Annotated in this window: 19 protein-coding genes; 7 read left to right on the top strand and 12 right to left on the bottom strand. The window is 63.6% G+C overall.

Annotation, left to right across the window (positions count from 1 at the left end; translation table 11 throughout):
- Positions 1-84: 84 nt before the first annotated feature.
- The 6 genes from IRZ77_RS23370 to IRZ77_RS23345 form a co-directional block, all read right to left on the bottom strand.
- Positions 85-2,475: a TonB-dependent siderophore receptor gene (locus tag IRZ77_RS23370; protein WP_196174496.1), complete on the bottom strand. Its 2,391-nt coding sequence runs from the start codon at positions 2,473-2,475 to the stop codon at positions 85-87.
- Positions 2,476-2,693: 218 nt separating this feature from the next.
- Positions 2,694-3,677, bottom strand: coding sequence for a FecR family protein (locus IRZ77_RS23365; protein WP_153670501.1), 984 nt, complete (start codon positions 3,675-3,677; stop codon positions 2,694-2,696).
- Positions 3,674-4,231, bottom strand: a complete 558-nt coding sequence (locus IRZ77_RS23360) for an RNA polymerase sigma factor (RefSeq protein WP_153670536.1) — start codon at positions 4,229-4,231, stop codon at positions 3,674-3,676. The genes IRZ77_RS23365 and IRZ77_RS23360 overlap by 4 nt, the downstream gene beginning before the upstream one ends.
- A 22-nt stretch (positions 4,232-4,253) precedes the next feature.
- Positions 4,254-4,580 (bottom strand): DUF3325 domain-containing protein, encoded by a 327-nt coding sequence (locus IRZ77_RS23355; RefSeq protein WP_046616323.1) that lies wholly within the window; start codon positions 4,578-4,580, stop codon positions 4,254-4,256.
- On the bottom strand, positions 4,580-6,157 hold the full coding sequence (locus IRZ77_RS23350) for a PepSY-associated TM helix domain-containing protein (protein WP_085601176.1): 1,578 nt from the start codon (positions 6,155-6,157) through the stop codon (positions 4,580-4,582). Before IRZ77_RS23350 ends, IRZ77_RS23355 begins: the two co-directional genes overlap by 1 nt.
- Positions 6,154-6,459: a DUF3649 domain-containing protein gene (locus tag IRZ77_RS23345; protein ID WP_085601175.1), complete on the bottom strand. Its 306-nt coding sequence runs from the start codon at positions 6,457-6,459 to the stop codon at positions 6,154-6,156. Before IRZ77_RS23345 ends, IRZ77_RS23350 begins: the two co-directional genes overlap by 4 nt.
- A 233-nt stretch (positions 6,460-6,692) precedes the next feature.
- Between IRZ77_RS23345 and IRZ77_RS23340 the strand changes: the two genes are divergently transcribed.
- Both IRZ77_RS23340 and IRZ77_RS23335 read left to right on the top strand, forming a co-directional pair.
- Positions 6,693-7,040, top strand: a complete 348-nt coding sequence (locus tag IRZ77_RS23340) for an HPF/RaiA family ribosome-associated protein (protein WP_003260689.1) — start codon at positions 6,693-6,695, stop codon at positions 7,038-7,040.
- A 120-nt stretch (positions 7,041-7,160) separates the two neighbouring features.
- On the top strand, positions 7,161-7,451 hold the full coding sequence (locus IRZ77_RS23335) for a DUF3509 domain-containing protein (RefSeq protein WP_085601174.1): 291 nt from the start codon (positions 7,161-7,163) through the stop codon (positions 7,449-7,451).
- 3 nt (positions 7,452-7,454) lie between these two features.
- Here IRZ77_RS23335 and IRZ77_RS23330 read toward each other — a convergent pair whose 3' ends face one another.
- On the bottom strand, positions 7,455-7,925 hold the full coding sequence (locus IRZ77_RS23330) for a phosphate-starvation-inducible protein PsiE (protein ID WP_046616326.1): 471 nt from the start codon (positions 7,923-7,925) through the stop codon (positions 7,455-7,457).
- Positions 7,926-8,372: 447 nt separating this feature from the next.
- Here IRZ77_RS23330 and IRZ77_RS23325 point away from each other — a divergent pair, with 447 nt between their 5' ends.
- The 3 genes from IRZ77_RS23325 to IRZ77_RS23315 all read left to right on the top strand — a co-directional run bounded on the left by IRZ77_RS23325 (position 8,373) and on the right by IRZ77_RS23315 (position 9,409).
- On the top strand, positions 8,373-8,615 hold the full coding sequence (locus IRZ77_RS23325; RefSeq protein WP_085601173.1) for a hypothetical protein: 243 nt from the start codon (positions 8,373-8,375) through the stop codon (positions 8,613-8,615).
- Between the two features lie 156 nt (positions 8,616-8,771).
- Positions 8,772-9,035 carry a DUF3077 domain-containing protein gene (locus tag IRZ77_RS23320; protein ID WP_063913369.1) on the top strand — a complete coding sequence of 88 codons (264 nt, stop codon included), beginning with the start codon at positions 8,772-8,774 and terminating at the stop codon, positions 9,033-9,035.
- Positions 9,036-9,145: 110 nt separating this feature from the next.
- On the top strand, positions 9,146-9,409 hold the full coding sequence (locus IRZ77_RS23315; RefSeq protein WP_016497959.1) for a YebG family protein: 264 nt from the start codon (positions 9,146-9,148) through the stop codon (positions 9,407-9,409).
- A gap of 238 nt (positions 9,410-9,647) precedes the next feature.
- On the opposite strand, the gene IRZ77_RS23310 is transcribed toward IRZ77_RS23315, so the two are convergent.
- The gene (locus IRZ77_RS23310; RefSeq protein ID WP_046616327.1) at positions 9,648-10,667 is read right to left on the bottom strand and encodes a Leu/Phe/Val dehydrogenase; all 1,020 of its coding nucleotides are present in this window, start codon (positions 10,665-10,667) and stop codon (positions 9,648-9,650) included.
- A 123-nt stretch (positions 10,668-10,790) separates the two neighbouring features.
- Here IRZ77_RS23310 and IRZ77_RS23305 point away from each other — a divergent pair, with 123 nt between their 5' ends.
- Complete coding sequence (locus tag IRZ77_RS23305) at positions 10,791-11,597, top strand: SirB1 family protein (protein ID WP_135003036.1); 807 nt, start codon at positions 10,791-10,793, stop codon at positions 11,595-11,597.
- Here IRZ77_RS23305 and maiA read toward each other — a convergent pair.
- Genes maiA through hmgA form a run of 3 tightly spaced genes read right to left on the bottom strand, consistent with a single transcriptional unit; the run spans position 11,591 to position 14,832 of the window.
- Positions 11,591-12,223, bottom strand: a complete 633-nt coding sequence (gene maiA, locus IRZ77_RS23300) for a maleylacetoacetate isomerase (RefSeq protein WP_085601170.1) — start codon at positions 12,221-12,223, stop codon at positions 11,591-11,593. The two genes, IRZ77_RS23305 and maiA, sit on opposite strands and share 7 nt — an antisense overlap.
- 11 nt (positions 12,224-12,234) lie before the next feature.
- On the bottom strand, positions 12,235-13,527 hold the full coding sequence (gene fahA, locus IRZ77_RS23295) for a fumarylacetoacetase (RefSeq protein WP_196174494.1): 1,293 nt from the start codon (positions 13,525-13,527) through the stop codon (positions 12,235-12,237).
- 3 nt (positions 13,528-13,530) lie between these two features.
- Entirely contained in the window at positions 13,531-14,832 is a 1,302-nt protein-coding gene (gene hmgA / locus IRZ77_RS23290) for a homogentisate 1,2-dioxygenase (protein WP_153670498.1), read from the bottom strand.
- A 174-nt stretch (positions 14,833-15,006) separates the two neighbouring features.
- On the opposite strand from hmgA, the gene IRZ77_RS23285 reads away from it, so the two are divergent.
- Positions 15,007-15,789 (top strand): IclR family transcriptional regulator, encoded by a 783-nt coding sequence (locus tag IRZ77_RS23285; RefSeq protein WP_153670497.1) that lies wholly within the window; start codon positions 15,007-15,009, stop codon positions 15,787-15,789.
- A 251-nt stretch (positions 15,790-16,040) separates the two neighbouring features.
- On the opposite strand, the gene IRZ77_RS23280 is transcribed toward IRZ77_RS23285, so the two are convergent.
- A complete protein-coding gene (locus tag IRZ77_RS23280; RefSeq protein WP_046616333.1) occupies positions 16,041-16,955 on the bottom strand; it encodes an SDR family oxidoreductase in 915 nt (304 codons plus the stop codon).
- Positions 16,956-17,171 lie beyond the last annotated feature (216 nt).

Here is a 17,171-nt window from a genome sequence, read left to right as displayed (position 1 = left end):
CCCAGAGGGACCCGCGCCACCCTCAAGGGCAGTGCAGTAACTGTGGGAGCGGCTTTAGCCGCGAAGAGGCCGGGACAGGCTGGCCTAGAACTCGAAGGTACTGGACAAGCTCACCTGCCGCGCATCGCCAATGGCCACAAAGTACTGGTTCACCGCCGAGCTGTAATAAACCTTGTCGAACAGGTTCTTCACGTTCAGTTGCAACAGCACCTTGTGCTCGTCGAGCCTGGTCTCGTAGCTGGCAAAGGCATCGGCCACGGTATAGGACGGCAGGGCGAAAGTGTTGGTCGAGTTACCAGCGCGCTCGCCAACATATCTCGCACCGGCCCCCAAACGCAGGCGGTCGCCGCCAAACAGGCTGCCATAGTCATACACCGCCGACAGCGAACCACTGTGCCGAGCCACGTTCTGCAGGCGGTTGCCCTTGAGGGCCGGGTCTTTGGTCACTTCAGCATCGGTGAAGGCATAGCTGCCAATCAGGCTCCAGCGCTCGCTCAACTGCCCCGTCAGGTCCAGCTCGACACCCCGTGAGCTGACCTCTCCGGCATTGCTGTACACCGTTTCGCGCGTACTGGTATCAAAGTTGGAAACCAGCACGTTGCGCTTGGTGATATCGAACAACGCCAGGGTACCCGTGAGGCGGCCCGGTATGTCGAGCTTGGCGCCCAGTTCCCACGATTTGCCCTCTTCTGGCGCCACCGACGAGTCAAGCACCACATTGCCGACCAGCGGCGCGATGGTGGAGTTGGGCTTGAACGACTCGCTATAGCTGCCATAAAACGACAGCTGCTCGTCCACCTTGTAGACAATACCTGCATGCGGCACCCACGCCTGGCCATTGATGTCGGTGTTGGCCTTGAACGGGCGGCCACGGCCAGCGTACTGGTCGAACTGCTGGAAGCGCGCACCGGCCACCAGGATCCAGTGATCATCCAGGTGCAGCGCGTCCTGCACGAACAACGCGTCAGTGCGTAGTTTGTCGGTCTGGTCGCTGTCACTGGCTTTTACGGTGGTACCCTCCACTTCCTGACCGTAGACCGGATTCGTATAGCTGAAGGTGGATTGGGCGGTCTGCCGGATCATGTCACCGCGGAAAATCTTGCGGTCTTCATGATCGACACCGAACAGCAGGTCATTCTGCATCCCGGCCAGTTCCACATTGCCGGCCAGGCTCAGGGTGGCGAACTGGTCACGGCTCATGGCGTTGTGGGTGCCGTCGATGCTGCGCGACAGCGTGCCGGTTTTTTCATTCACGCCGGTCACCCGCACCTGGCTGGCATCATAGGTTTCGCGGTTGAAGCTGTAGCCGAAGTGCAGCTTCCAGTCATCGGCCAGCTGGTGGTCGACTTCCAGACGGTACAGGTCGGAACGCCCCTCCATGTCGTTGAAGGGTTCGTCCAGGCGCCGCGTGGCCGGGATGTCCAGCGGGTGGCCGTTGTTGCCGAACGCCGTGCCACGGTCGAAGGGGTAGAGAAATTCGCGGTGCTCGTAGGCCAGTACCACCTGGGTGTCTTCGCCCAGCCAGGCCAGCGACGGCGCTACCAGCGATTCGCGGTGCACACCGTAGTTGCGCCAGTAGTCTTCATCTTCGTGGTCGACGATCAGGCGATAGGCGAAGTTGCTGTCGCCCAGCGCACCGGTGCTGTCGAACCCGCCACCGCTGCCATTCTTGCCGCGACCATAGGTGGACCCACGCACGGTCAGGGCGTTGTACTGCTCGAGTTGCGGGCGCTTGCTGACCACATTGATCACCCCGCCGGGGTCCTGGATGCCGTACAGCAGCGAGGCCGGGCCTTTGAGCACTTCGACCCGCTCGGTGCTGGCGTTGAGGCTGCGGCCCTGCACGATGGGCATGCCATCGCGCATGATCGAGCCGTCGCGGTTGTCGCCGAAGCCGCGCTTCATCACCGTGTCGGAGGTGCCACCGAAATTGTTGCCCTGGGTGATGCCGCTGACATTGGCCAGGGCGTCATCGAGGTTGCGCGGGGCCTGGTCACGGATGACCTGGGCCGGTACCACGTTGATGGCCTGGGGGATGTCCTGGCTCGGGCCTTGCCCGCGCATGATCGAGGCCGTGGCCGGGGGCTGGTAGCTGTAGTCGTCCAGTTGCGAGGTCACGGTGGTGGCCTGCAGGTTGAGGGCGCCGGAGGTGTCCACTGCTTCGAGGGTGAGCGTACGTGCATCGACGCGGCGCCAGGCCAGCCCGGTAGTGCCCAGCAGCTGTTGCAAGGCCTGTTCAGCGCTGAACCTGCCGTTCAGCGCCGGCGCCTGCACGCCTTGCAGTTCCAAGGTGTAGATCACACTCTGGCCAGTGGTGCGGCTGAAGGTGTCGAGTGCCTGGGCAAGGGGTTGCGCCGGCTGGGCGAAGGTATACGCCTGCTGCTGCTCGGCGGCACAGGCCAGGGGGGCGACAGCGAATGCCGGGAGCGCGGAAAGGCCGAGCCAGAGAGAGACGCAACGCGGGGTGAACTTCATGGACGCTGACCTGTGAGAGGGATATGACTGCGAATGAATCGCACTTCCACTCATTACACGGATGCCACGTCCTGTTACCTCACCCGTTGCCTGAAAAATTTTTTGCATGTGCCGGCCTCTTCGCGGGCTTGCCCGCTCCCACAGGGACTGCACCGGATTCGAGACTTGTGCAGTCCCTGTAGGAGCGGGCAAGCCCGCGAAGAGGCCGGCACAGGCAGCTACCTGATGACAGTCAACCGCCCCAGCACAGTCTGCCGCGAAAAGCCCATCACCTTGCCCAGCGAATCCAGCGCCAGCAATGGCGCGGCCACCGGGAAACTGCCACTGACCTTGCGCTGCCCCAACTCATCATCGAGCAACAGAATGCGCCCCGGGTAGTAACGTCCCAGGTCCTCGACCACCTGCGCCAGCGGCACCTGGTAGTAATTCAGCCAGCCCTGGCGCCAGGCCAGGCGGTTGTCGCTGGCCACCGTCAGAGTGTCGCCGACTCTGCCGCCAGCGTAGGTCGCCTGCTGGTTGGCCGTCAGTTCACGTGCTGCGGCGCCCGGCACCGGGCTCACCGCCACCCGCCCGCTTTGCACCGTGACCTGGGCGCCCTCGCCCTGCTTGCGCACTTCAAACTGGGTACCCAGCACGCGCACCTCGCCACCAGCAGCTTCCACCACGAATGGCGCGCCGGTATGCGTGACCTGGAAGAACGCCGCGCCATGCAACAACCGCACGCGGCGCTCGCCCTGCGCAAAATCGACCGCAATCGCGCTCCCCGCATCCAGCATCACCTGCGACTGGTCGGGCAAGGTCACTTGGCGAACTTGATCAGCACTGCTGTAGTCGGCCTGCAGGTCCTGCAGCCACAAGCCCGGGTGCCAGCCACCAGCAACGCCCACGGCCAGTACCAGGCAGGCAGCCACCGCCAGCGCTGCAGCCCGCTGCAGCCAGGGGTGCCTGGCCGGTGGCCTGGCCATCGCATCCAGATAACGTTGCAGGCTTGCCTGTTCTTCAGCGGCCAGACGCGCCGCCGGGATGGCGCTGTTCTGCCACAGCAGCTGGGCCTGGGCGTAGGCCTCACGGTGCCCGGGATCGGCCAGCAGCCAGCGCTTGAACCCCGCGCCCTCGGCTTGTTCAGGCTGTTCGTTGATACGGCTGAGCCACTGCAACGCGGCCCGGGACTGCGCCTCGGTGATCGGCGGTAAACGGCTCATCGACGGGCACTCCCTGGCCGGCGTAGGGTGGACGCGGGCTCGGCAACACTCGCCTTGCACGCTTCGAGGGCGCGCATCATATGCTTTTCCACAGCACTCTGGGACAGTTGCATGGCCTTGGCGATCTCGCCGTACTTGCAGCCGTGGATACGATTGAGCAGGAAGATCTGCCGGGTACGCTCGGGCAAGGCGCGCAAGGCAGCGTCGATGCGCTGCAAGTCGTGATCGACCTCCACAGCCTGTTCCGGGGCCTGGGCCATGGCCGCTTCATCCAGCGGCAGCACAGCTTCGGCCACGCGCTCGCGGCTGCCTTCGCTGCGCAGGTGGTCGATGGCCAGGTTGCCGGCGCAACGCAGCAGGTAGGTGTCCAGCGCCTCGACCTTGACCTCGGGGCGACGCCAGAAGCGCAGGAACAGTTCCTGGACCAGGTCCGATGCCGTAGCCCGGCAGCCGACCCGGCGGCTCACCAGGGCCTCCATGCGTGCCCGCTGGGCCTGGAACACCTGGACGAAGCGCGCACGCCCGCCGCCGCTTTCGGCATCCGCCTCGATCATTTCGCCCGGCTCGCTCACCTGGTCACTCGGCGAACAGGGCCAGCAACGGCCCCAGCACCACGCTGGCGGCCGCCAGGCCCAGCAACAGGCGGGGCTGGTATGGCAGGCCGAACACCCACAGGGTCACCCCAGCCATCATCACTGCAGTCCACTCCACCAGGCCATGGGCCCAGCCTCGCAGGTGCACGCTGAACACCAGCGACAGCACCAGCAGCAGCCAGCCGGCGCTTCGCAACAGCCGCAACTGCCCGGGGCGTGGCTTGTGCCCGAGCAGGTCGACGAAGTGCTTCTCCATGGCCAGGCACAGGGCAACGAAGCCGGCGTAAGCGATCAGTGCATTACCCAGCATCAGCTCGCCTCCGCCGTTTCAGTGCCTGGTTTCCTCGCTGCACGAGGGGCCCGTTTGGCCACAGGCTTCGGGCTGTGCAACATCTTCCCGGCCAGCCAGGCCAAAAACAGGCCGGTGCCCAACGCGGTCAGGTCGAAGCCGGCCATGGCCCAGTCCCCCGCCGGCAGCGAATGGTTCAGGCCTTGGCCGGTGGTAAGGCCGTTGAGCAGCGGCAGCAAGGCAAAGGCCAGCGCGCCCAGAGCCAGTTGCTCGCCCCATGCCCGGCGCCCACTGCGCAGCACAGCGTGCAACAGCGACAGGCCCCAGGCGCTGAAGAAGGCATTGACCTCCCAGTCGGCCCGGCCTTCGACACCCATCGGGATCAGGCGGTTGGCCCAGAAAAAGCCCGCTACGGCCAGCAACAGGCCGCTCATGCTGGCGATGTTGAGCACCTCGACCAGGCGCAGTTCGCCCGGCAGGCGCTCGCTCCTGGCATGCTTGAGCTGACGCTTGCCCAGCCACATCACCAGCCCGGTACCGATCACCGCGGTACCGGCCACGCCAAAGAAGAAATACAGCCAGCGCAGCCAGGGGCCGGCGAAATTGCCCATGTGCAGGCCGGCAAAGCTGAAGGCGGTCATCATCGCCCCGCTCTCCGGCTTGCCCTGGTTAAGCAGCACACCGCTCGCGCCATCGAAGGTCCAGTTGGCGCTGCGCCGATAGGCCACATGGTCGGCCGCGGACTGGGTAAAGGTGACACGGGCATTGCTGTCGCCGGCATTTTCCACCTGGATACGGCCGATACGCGCGCCCGGTTGCATGTCCTGCACCTTGGCGTACAAGCTCGGCAACGGTACCAGCGGCGCGGCCACATGAGCGGCCTTGGGCGCATTGTTACGGCCAAACAGGTCGTTGAAGTACTTGCCGGTGTCATTGCCGTAGCTGGCCATGATGCCCGCCGGCATCACCATGTACATGAACAGCACCAGGCTGCTGTAGCTGATCATCAGGTGGAACGGCAGCACCAGCACGCCAATGGCGTTGTGCCCGTCCAGCCACGAGCGCTGGCCCTTGCCGGGGCGGAAGGTGAAGAACTCCTTGAAAATCTTCTTGTGGGTGATGATGCCGGTGACCAGCCCCAGCAGCATGATGAAGGCGCAGAACGTCGACAGCCAGCGGCCGAAGGGGTATGGCATCTGCAGCTGGAAGTGGAAGCGGTAGAAGAACTCGCCACCGCGGCTGTCGCGTGCCTCCACCGGCTGGCCGGTCTGGGTATCGAGGGTCTTGGTGACGAAGCCGCGTGGCCCGCCATTGGGGTCGCGATAACCCACGCTCAAGGCGGCCTCGCGAGCGTTGGGCATGCGGATCAGCCAGGTGCCCGAATGCCCGGCGTTGTCCTGCAGGTACCGCTGAGCCACCTCCAGGCTATGGGTCGGGTCGAGTGCATGGCTGCGCACTTCTGGCTGCGACCAGTGGGTGATTTCTTCCTTGAAATACGACAGCGTGCCGGTGAGGAAGATGGCGAACAACAGCCAGCCGAAGATCAGGCCGGTCCAGGTGTGCAGCCAGGCCATGGCCTGGCGGAAGCCTTCTTTCATGGGTTTTTCATCCAGTAGGCCAACCCGCTGATCACTCCCAGCAGCACGCTTGGCGCCAGCACGCCCAGCCAGGCGCGCAAAGCGCTGCGGCAGGCGAAGCACCAGATGAATGCCAGCAGGTAGAAGACGAATGACAGCAGCAGGCCGGTGAGCGTGGCATCGACCTGTGGCAGTGGCGCTACCAGGGCAATACAGACGCTGGCCACGGACGCCAGCAGGTAGCCGCCCAGCAGCGCGGCCAAGCTACGTGAAGTCACGGCCAGGCGATAGCTGAGCGAGGGACCGGCGGTTTTGCGCGTCATGGCGAAGGTCCGGGCGTTTTCGGGGCTGCAATAATAATGATTTCAATTCTCATAAGCAAAGCCTGCCCGATGAGCCGCCTGCCGCCTTGAATGCAACAAGAAATTTATTTTCAAAAAGGGCTTGAATTCGTTTCGCCGTTGCCTGACCTTAGAGTCAAGAGGCGCAGAAATTCCAAGGGTCTCAAAGGCCTAGGCGCGTCTCCCATGCGAGCAAGCTGAATAAGGATTGAATCATGCAAATCCAGGTCAACAGCAGCAACCATTTCGAAGGCAACGCCCGGCTCGACCAGTGGGTCCGCAGCACACTGCAGAACTCGCTGGAACGTTACGAAGACGACCTCACCCGCATCGAGGTTCACCTGCGCGACGAGAACGGCGCCAAGCCCGGACCGCATGACAAACGCTGCCAGATGGAGGCTCGCCCCAAAGGCCACCAACCGATTTCCGTGACCCACACAGCTACTTCGCTGGACCAGGCGGTAGATGGTGCAGCCACCAAGCTCAACCACGCGCTGGAACACTTCTACGGCAAGCTGCGCAGCAAGCGCGGAGCCCTGGAACTGAGTGACCCGGACGCCTGATCGGCAATGCAAACGCCCGGCCTGATGCCGGGCGTTTTCGTTTGTATCGATCGATGGCGCTGAACCAACAGGTAATTTCCCCGGTCAACTTCTGCACTCATTCACCGCAGAAGCATGACCATGAATAACCCATTCGAACGAATCAGCGCTGCATTCGCCCCCGAATACCGGGTCAACCTGAGCATTGCAAACCTCGACGGCAGCATCATGCTGACCTTGTCCGACGACGCTGGCGTGGTCGCCAAGCGCCTCATCACCCAGGCCCAGCGCAATGACCCGGTGCGCCTGCAGCGAGTGATCGACAGCATCCGCCTGGGCCTGGCCATCGAACACAGCCAGAACCCCCTGCAGGTGCTGGCCGCGCTGACCCGTGACGCCCGCCGCGAGCCACGCCACTTCATCGCCAACTGAGGGCTACTTGCCCTCCTCCACTTCCTTGCCGTTGGCATCCAGTACCTTGGTCGAGGGGTAACGGTACGAGGCATAGCGCACCACCAGGATCGCGAACGCCAGCAACAGGATGCCACCGCAGATGTACAACAGCCCTACGTCCGGCGCCTTGTGGTGCGAGACATCGCCGATCAGCAGGCGGGTCAGCGCAGTGATGGCCACGTACAGCAGGAAGCGAATAGGCATGTGGTTGGTCTTGAAGTAGATACCGACCATCGCCCCCAGCTCCAGGTAGATGAACAGCAGCAGGATGTCATCGACACTGACCCCGCCCTTGCCGAGCATGTCCAGGAACGTCATCACCGCCGCATAGGCGGTGATCGCGCCAATGCCGAACAGCGCCAGGTAATGGAATGCCTCGACGCACAGGTTGCCCAGCGAGTCGGCCGAGCCGTGCAGGCCCTTGCGCAGCTTTTCTGCCCATTTGATGTTCACGATGTTCCATTCCCCGATACGTCTTGAAGGATGATGCGTCACCGGTGTGACGCTTGTGCCATGCAGTTAAAAGGCCAGGCCCCTGCCTTGGAAGGCGACCGATTGCCGCAAGGCACCTTGAGGCGTGGCAAGTTGCCAGAAACACGGCCCTGTGCTGGGAAAAATCAGATTTAACCCCTTCCTTGTAAGGCATTTCCCAAAGATACTCCCTGCCATTGTGGTGTTCGGGGATGAGCACTAGTCTCGGATCGTCGCTGCCAAACAGCGACCGGCTTTGACAGGCCGCCCTGAACTAACCACATGGCTTTGCCTTTATGGCAGCTGTCATGGGGCACCTCGTGTGCGCCGGCTTTTGGTTCTGTTCACCGGTCTGTCAACCCATGCACAGCTGCCGCCTTCCTGTTTGACAGCAGGAGGTGGTGGCCCAAACTTGAACAGGCCTTCATCATGCTGAAAGTAGTCCCCGATCCACCCCACACCCCCCATTCCCTTGAAGACACCCTGATCCAGGCTACGGACTATGCGTTGTGCGCAGCCACCGTGGTGCATCAGGCCTTGTTGCTTCAGCCCAAGTCACCAGCATCGATTTTGATGATGACCTCAATGCATGAGCTGGAGACGTTGCGGGCTTTGCTTGAGTCGGCACTAGTTCAGGTGCAGATGCCCGCTGAGCCTCGGACTTTGCACTGAGGTTTGAGTGTTGCGTTGTCTGGGCTGGCCTCGTCGCGGGTAAACCCGCTCCCACAGGATCTCCACAGGCCTTGAGGTAGATGCAGTACCTGTGGGAGCGGGTTCACCCGCGAAAGGGCCCGTCCACGCAGTCGAGAATTTTCAGGGGATTCAAAAATGACCACAGAAGACACCCAATTCACCGTCGGCAAAACCACCTTCTTCCAAGGTGAAAACGGCACCCACCCACTCTTCCGCATCGAGCCAGGCATCCCTTGCCGGGACGCCCGCGAGCAGTCCTCAGAGTTGATGGGCTATGTCCGCGAACTGACCATCACCGGCCTGATGGACGAGAAACCGATGATGATCTGGGCTGCGCACTACTTGAGCGCGATGGCCAAGGCGCTGATGGATGATGCTGAGTTGGGCATGAAGCAGTAAGCCCTCTGCACCACGCTACAATTTCTGCTTGCGAAGCAATCAACATTGCCATTACTGTATATAGATACAGTAAATCGAAACGCAACCAGCAAAAGGCATAGAGGTGATGAATGGCCGTCGAAGTGGTGTACCGCAGCAGCCGCGACCCGGAGCGCTTGTTCATGGATAAGGCCGAAGCAGACCGTCACGACAAGATGCTCGAACTGGCCGAGCGCCTGGCCGAAGTACTGCACAAAGCAGTGCCCTCGCTGACCGAGCAGCAGGTCGAGGAAGCCGGTATCTACATGGCCAAGAACCGCGATGTGTTCGCCCGGGCATTCAAGAGCCAGCCGGATGCACTGGCCGAGTTGCTCGAAGCGCCAGCGGCCGAGTAATTGCCTGCACTGGCCTCATCGCCAGCAAGCTCCACAGGGGGGTACATGGCTTGCTCCATTGCTCAGGTCACCTCATTGCCCTGTAGGAGCAGCCTTGTGCTGCGAAGAGGGTAGTTGAGCAGCAGATATTCTTCGGCAGTAATGGCCTCTTCGCAGCGCAAGGCTGCTCCTACAAGTCGGCGCGACAGGGGGGCGCTGGCTTGCCGGCGATGGGGCCAGTGCAAGAACACAAATTACTTCAGCCGTAGAGCAACCGCTCCGCCAGCATCTGCGCTACCCGCGCCGGCGAGCGTTTCTCTGCCTGGGCATGGCCAAACACTTCGGTCAGCCGTGAAGGTATACGCGCCAGGTGCGCAGTGATGGTGCCCAGGTCTTCGCCACGATGGGTAAGTGCCACGTAGATCAACCCACCGGCATTGATCACGTAATCGGGTGCATACAGTATCCCGCGCGACTCCAACTGGTCGGCTACCTGCAAGGTAGTCAGCTGGTTGTTCGCCGCCCCCGCCACTGCCGCGCAACGCAACTGCATCACGCTCTGCCCGTTCAACACCGGCCCCACGCCGCAAGGGGCAAAGATGTCGCAAGGGGTGCTGATCAATGCATCATTGGTCACCGGGTGGGCATTGAACTGCTCCACCGCCAGCCGCACCCGCCCAGGGTCCAGATCGCTCACCAGCAGGTCAGCACCCGCTGCGTGCAGTTGCTCCGCCAGTGCATAACCGACATTGCCCAGCCCTTGCACCGCCACCCGCAACCCTTGCAGGTCATCACTGCCAAGACGGAACGAAGTGGTGGCACGAATGCCGGCAAAAACCCCCATCGCCGCATGCGGTGATGGGTCACCCGAGGCCGTGGTGCTGGTCACATGGGGTGTGCTCTGGGCAATGCAGTCCATGTCCAGGGTCGAGGTGCCGCTGTCCACGGCAATGATGAAGCGCCCTTGCAAAGTGTCAATGAAGCGGCCAAAGGCCTCGAAAAGCGCGGCACGGTTTTCCACATGCGGGTTGCGCATGATCACCGCCTTGCCGCCCCCCAGTGGCAGGCCGGCCAGCGCCGCCTTGTAGCTCATGCCTTGGGCCAGGCGAATGGCGTCGGTCATGGCGCTTTCATCGTCGGCATAAGGCAGGTAGCGGCAACCGCCCATCGCCGGGCCCAGTTGTTCGCTGTGGATCGCCACCACGGCCTTCAGGCCGGTGGGCGGGTCGGTGAACAAGTGCAGCGACTGGGTACGGGTGCTTTGCATCAGAGCGAACATCGACAGGCTCCCCTACGAGGTGCTCCTTCCAGTATAGGCACGGCCTTTGGGCTGGCGCCGCCGCCGGACCACTGGACGAAACCGCGCGCCGCGGCTAATACTCAAGCGTGTGTGGAGAAGCCCATGAAGCCACGTCAAGCCTGCCTGGCCTGCCTGGAACGCGAGCCCGTCGCCCTGCTGGAAGCCGCATTATGGATTGCCGCCGAGCATGACCGCAGCGTCGAGCCCGCGATCAACCTTGCCAATCTGAATGACCTGCAGCGCGAGATCAGCGCCAACCTGCCGATGCTGCCGCTGTGCGAACTGGCCCAGCCACTGCTGCGCCAACTCAATGCCCTGGGCTTCCAGCAGGATGAATATCACCCGCTACGCCCGCATGCCGCGATGATGGACAAGGTGCTGCAACGCCGCCGTGGCCAACCGCTGACCCTGGCCATCCTCGCCCTGGAACTGGCCCGGCGCCTGTCCATCCCCCTTGAGGGCGTAGGCTTCCCTGGCCATTTCCTGCTGCGTGTACCCGGTGCCGATCACCTGCTCGACCCCTGTGGTGGTCGGCGCCTGTACCCCAACGATTGCCGTGAGCTGCTGGCTCGCCAGTTTGGCCCGCATGTAGCGCTGACCGCCGAGCACATGCGCACCGCCAGCCCGTTGCAGATGCTGCAACGCCTGTCACGCAACCTGCGCCAGTTGCACATCAGCAACGACAACCACCTGGCGGCGCTGATCGATGCCGAGCGGGTCATGCAGCTGGGCCCGGTGCAGGTCAGCGACTATGTGACCCGCGCCTCGCTCTACCAGTACCTGGATTGCCCTCAGGCCGAGCGCTTCGACCTGGAGCATGCATTGCTGCTGACGGAGGACCCGGTCCAGCGCCTGAAACTGTCCGAACGTATTGGCAAGCTTCCGACGGCGAACCGTTCCATTCACTGAGCCGGGCTGTCCGGCTGCTGTGCTGGGTGGGCCTGGGCGAACGCCGGGTGCCCCACCGCCAAGGCGGCAACCCGCAGGATGCGCGGGAAGCTGTCGAGGTCGATGTTGAAGCGTTCGGCCGCGTACAACTGCGGGATCAGGTAGATATCCGCCAAGCCCGGCTCATCACCGAAGCAGAAGCCGTGATCGCCTATCAATTGCTCCACTGCCGCCAGCCCCTGGCTGATCCAGTGGCCGATCCACTGGTTGACCTGGCTCTCGTCCTGGCCTGCCTGGCGCAGCCGGTTGAGCACACTGACGTTGTGCAGTGGGTGGATGTCGCAGCCGATGATCGCCGCAACACCCCGCACCTTGGCGCGCGCCTCGGCCGTGGCTGGCAGCAGTGCGGGCTGTGGATAAACCTCTTCCAGATACTCGATGATCGCCGGCGACTGCACCAGCAGCTCGCCGCCATCGGTGCGCAAGGCCGGCACGCGGCCCTGCGGGTTGACCGCAACATAACCCGCACCGCGCTGCTCCCCCTGCAACAGGTTGACCGGCAGGGACTGGTAGGCCAGCCCCTTCAGTGCCAGGGCAATACGCACTCGGTAGGACGAGGTGGAACGGTAATAGGTGTACAGCTCCATGCCCCGCCTCCTCAGTCGGCCGCGATGACCGTGCCGCGGCATTCGCCGAAACCGATGCTGGCCACGCCATCACGCACGCAGCGAGCACGCAGGATGATCTCGTCGCCATCTTCGAGGAACTTGCGCACCTCGCCACTGGCCAGTTCCACCGGGTGCTTGCCGCCTTCGGTGATCTCCAGCAGGCTGCCGAACGAGCCTGGCGTTGCGCCCGACAGCGTGCCAGAACCGAACAGGTCGCCCGGTTGCAGCTGGCAACCGTTGACGCTGTGGTGCGCAACCAGCTGCGCCACGGTCCAGTACATGCTGCGGGTGTTGCTCAGGGTCAGGCGGTGTGGGGCGAGGCCCTGCTCGCGCATTTGCTCGGTCAGCAGCAGTACCTCAAGCTCGATATCGAAAGCACCTGCGGCCTGGTCGCGCTTGTCCAGCAGGTACGACAGTGGCTGCGGGTCGCCTTCCGGGCGTGCCGGCTGAGCACAGCGGAACGGTTCCAGCGCTTCGGCGGTAACCACCCAGGGCGAGATGGTGGTGATGAAGCTCTTGGACAGGAACGGCCCCAGCGGCTGGTATTCCCAGGCCTGGATATCGCGCGCCGACCAATCGTTGAGCAGGCACAGGCCGGCCACATGCTCGGCGGCATCGCCTATCGGGATCGCCTGGCCAATGTCGTTGCCCTGGCCGATCCAGATACCCAGCTCCAGCTCGTAGTCCAGGCGCGCACAGGGACCGAAGCTCGGCTCGGTGTGCCCGGCCGGCAGGGTCTGGCCCTTGGGCCGGCGCACATCGGTGCCGGACGGGCGGATGGTCGAGGCGCGGCCGTGATAACCGATCGGCACGTACTTGTAGTTGGGCAACAGCGGGTTGTCGGGGCGGAACAACTTGCCCACGTTCGTGGCGTGCTCGATGCCCACGTAGAAATCGGTGTAGTCACCTATCTGCGCTGGCACATGCAGCTGGCAGGCGCTGGCCGGGTACAGCGCGGCCTGCAGTGCCGTCTGGTGTTCGCTGTTTTCACCCAGCAGCACCTGCAGGCGCTCGCGCAGGGCAACGCGGGCGCCGCGGCCGAGGGCGAAGAATGCGTTCAAGACACCACCACGGGTGGCCTCGACCGCGGTCTTGGCGGCCCCGTCGAACAGCCCGGCGGCCAGCACCGCCTCCAGGTCGAGGATCGCGTCGCCGATGGCCACGCCACAACGCCTTGCTTCACCCGGCCGGCTGAAGATACCCAACGGCAGGTTCTGCAGCGGGAAATCGCTGTGCCCGTTGGCGTGCTCGACCCAGCTACGGGCAATGGCGGTCTGATTCATGGGTTATCTCCGGTTCGGGTTGAAGGTGCTCGGCAAGGTGGCCCAGCAACTATCGTAGTCGGCCTGCAACTGCGGGCATTCAAGGGCTTGCAGGCTCGGGCGCAGCACTTGGCTGGTCTCGAACATGAAGGCCATGGTGTTGTCGATCTTGTGCGGCGCCAGGTCGGCGGCAATGGCCTTTTCGCAGGTTTCGGCGTCGGGGCCATGGGCGCTCATCACCCCGTGCAGCGAGGCACCGCCCGGCAGGAAGCCCTCGGCCTTGGCGTCATAGGCGCCGCTGATCAGGCCCATGAACTCGTTCATCAGGTTGCGGTGGAACCATGGTGGACGGAAGGTGTTCTCGGCCACCATCCAGCGTGGCGGGAAGATCACGAAGTCCATGTTGGCCAGGCCATGCACGCTGGTAGGCGAGGTCAGCACGGTGAAGATCGATGGATCCGGGTGGTCGAAGCTGACCGTGCCGATGGTGTTGAAGCGGCGCAGGTCGTACTTGTACGGCACGTTGCTGCCATGCCAGGCGACCACGTCCAGTGGCGAATGCTGCAGTTCGCAGGCCCAGTGTTCGCCGAGGAACTTCTGCACCAGCTGCACCGGGCCATCGGCCTCTTCGTACTGCGCCACCGGGGTGAGGAAGTCGCGCGGGTTGGCCAGGCCGTTGCTGCCGATCGGGCCCAGGTCCGGGATGCGCAGCGGCGCGCCGTGGTTTTCGGCGATGTAGCCGCGGGCCTCGCCGTCGAGCAGTTCGACGCGGAACTTCATGCCACGCGGGATAACCGCGATTTCCAGCGGCTCGACTTCCATCACCCCCAGTTCGGTGGCAATGCGCAGGCGGCCTTGTTGCGGCACCAGCAGCAGTTCACCGTCGGCGTTGAAGAACACCCGCTCCATGGAACGGTTGGCGCGGTAGATGTAGATGCTCACGCCGGCCGGTTTATCCGCAGCGGCGTTGGCCACCATGGGCAGCCAGCCCTCGATGAAATCGGTCGCTTCGACGGGGATCGGCTGGGGGTTCCAGCGCAGGCGGTTTGGGGTGATGGCCCCCAGCGGGCCGGTCAGCGGCTGACGCGCCAAGCGCTCGAAACGCGGGTGCAGGGCAGACGGACGAATACGATACAGCCAGGTGCGGCGCAGCTCGCTGCGGGTCATGGTGAACGCCGTGCCCGAGAGCAGCTCGGCATACAGCCCATAGGGCGCCTTCTGCGGCGAGTTCTGCCCGACCGGCAAGGCCCCTGGCAGCGCTTCGCTGGCAAACTCGTTGCCGAAGCCGCTTAGGTAGTGAAGGTCGGGTGACGTATCGCGATTCATCGATGCCTCCGGGCTCTGGCCGAGCCGTTGCTGGCAGCTGGCTGCTGGCCCGGGGCGGGGTGGCAGCGCGTCTGCATTATTTTTATCGTAATCAGATTACGAATAACGTAATTTGCTACGAGCAATGCGTCAAGCTATAAAGGCGCGACTCGACGAATCCGGAAGAAGATGTCCATGGCCAAAGCCAGCTCCCCCGCCGACAACGGCAAGCAGAAAGTCCGCTCGGCGGAGGTCGGCACCGACATCCTCAAGGCCCTTGCCGAACTCTCCCCGTCCACTTCCCTGTCACGCCTGGCGGAACATGTGCAAATGCCGGCGAGTAAGGTGCACCGTTACCTTCAGGCACTGATCGCCAGCGGTTTTGCCGAGCAGGATGCGGCCACCAACCATTACGGCCTTGGGCGCGAGGCACTGCGGGTGGGGCTGGCGGCGCTGGGCAGCATCGATGTACTGAAGATTGCCGCGTTGCCGTTGTCGCAGCTGCGCGATGAACTGAACGAGAGCTGCTTCGTTGCCGTATGGGGCAACCAGGGCGCGACAGTGGTCAGCATCGAGCCGGCGGTGCGCGCGGTCACCGTGGTAACGCAGATAGGCTCGGTACTGCCGCTGCTCACGTCGTCCACCGGGCTGGTGTTCGCCGCCTACCTGCCCGAGCGCGAGACCGTGGAGTTGCGTGACCGGGAACTGGCCGCCCTGCAGCACAGCGCCGCCGACTACCAGGCGGTACTGGCGGGCATTCGTGAACGTGGCCTGCACCATGTGCACGGGCTGTTGATGCCGGGCGTGGATGCGTTGTCGGCCCCAGTGTTCAATGCCATGGGGCAGATCGCCGCGGTGATGACCGTGGTCGGGCCGACGTCGATCTTCCATGCCGACGAGCATGGCCCGGCGGCGCAACGGCTGCTGGCGGCAGCGCGGGAAACCAGCTGGCGCATGGGCTATACGCCCGCCGGCTGAGCGCCTGCGGCACTATTGCCCGATACGTAAAGGTGAATGTCATAAGCGGCTATTTTTCCTACAGGATCAGGCGCTTATTCTTAACTCACTGGCCGGCATGAAGGGCTCTCCCCCCCGCCTTTCAGGCCTGCGAGGTTCACCGACGTAGATTTTGAAGCTCCTTGATCTGACGTCTCGATTGGCCGCTGCGGCTTGCAGCGGCCTTTTTTATCTGCCCTGAAAAACTCTTCGCCCGTGCCGGCAGACAAGTTTCAGCCCAGCGGATACTTCTGCAAGTTCGCCATCATCTGCTGCAACGCCTGCAAGCTGTCCTGCGGGTGCACTGCCCCGTCGAAATCGCCAATCCGTGCCCAGTTCTCTGCCACCTGTTCCGGGGTGAAGCCTTCACGCGGATCGAAGCCTACCCCCAGGCTACGCTCCCACCGTACCTTGCCCACCCAGCCGCCGCCCACTTCGAACAGCTCACCGCTGCCCTGGCACTGCTCGCTGCCCAGGTACACCACCAGCGGGCTGACCAGCTCTGGCTTGAGCCGCTCGAATACCTGAGGCGGGATCAGGCCTTCGGTCATGCGGGTGCCTCCCGTCGGGGCGATGGCGTTGACCAGGATACCGTGCTTGCGTCCTTCGATCGCCAAGGTACGAGTCAGCCCATACAGGCCGAGCTTGGCCATACCGTAGTTGGCCTGCCCGAAGTTGCCGTAGATACCGGACGTGGACGCGGTGAAGATCACCCGCCCCCAGTTTTGCTCGCGCAGGTGCGGCCAGGCAGCGCGGGTGACCTTGTAGGCCCCCTCGACATGCACCTGATACACCTGCTCCCAGTCGCTGTCTTCCATCTTGTGAAACGTCTTGTCACGCAGGATGCCGGCATTGTTCACCAGCACATCGACCCGGCCGAAGCTGTCCAGGGCCTGTTCGACAATACGCGCGCCGTGGCTGACCGAGTCATGGTTGGCAATGGCACTGCCACCAGCGGCGCGGATCTCTGCTACCACTCGGTCGGCGGCGGAGGCGCTGGCACCTTCCCCGTGGGTGGAGCCGCCGAGGTCGTTGACCACCACCCGCGCCCCCCGCGCAGCGAACAGCAGCGCATGGGCACGGCCCAGGCCGCCCCCGGCTCCGGTGACGATCACCACGCGATCTTGCAGACGGACAGGCTCGCTCATGCTCATGGCTCCAGGCAGGTTCAGATCAGCCGAGTGTCCGCCGCCAGCGGCGGGCGGGCAATCAAGCTCACGCAGGCTGAATGCCTGGCAATAACGCAGCAGGATGGTTATGGGGCCGCTGTGCGGCCCATCGCCGGCAAGCCAGCTTGTGTCTTGAGAGGGGATTAGAATCTGAAGTGAGAGCGGTGAATGGCAAGCTGAATGCCAGAGGTGCCT

This window comes from Pseudomonas pudica, from assembly GCF_015680405.1.
Taxonomy (GTDB): Bacteria; Pseudomonadota; Gammaproteobacteria; order Pseudomonadales; family Pseudomonadaceae; genus Aquipseudomonas; species Aquipseudomonas pudica.
This window is presented reverse-complemented; position numbering and strand designations above follow the sequence as displayed.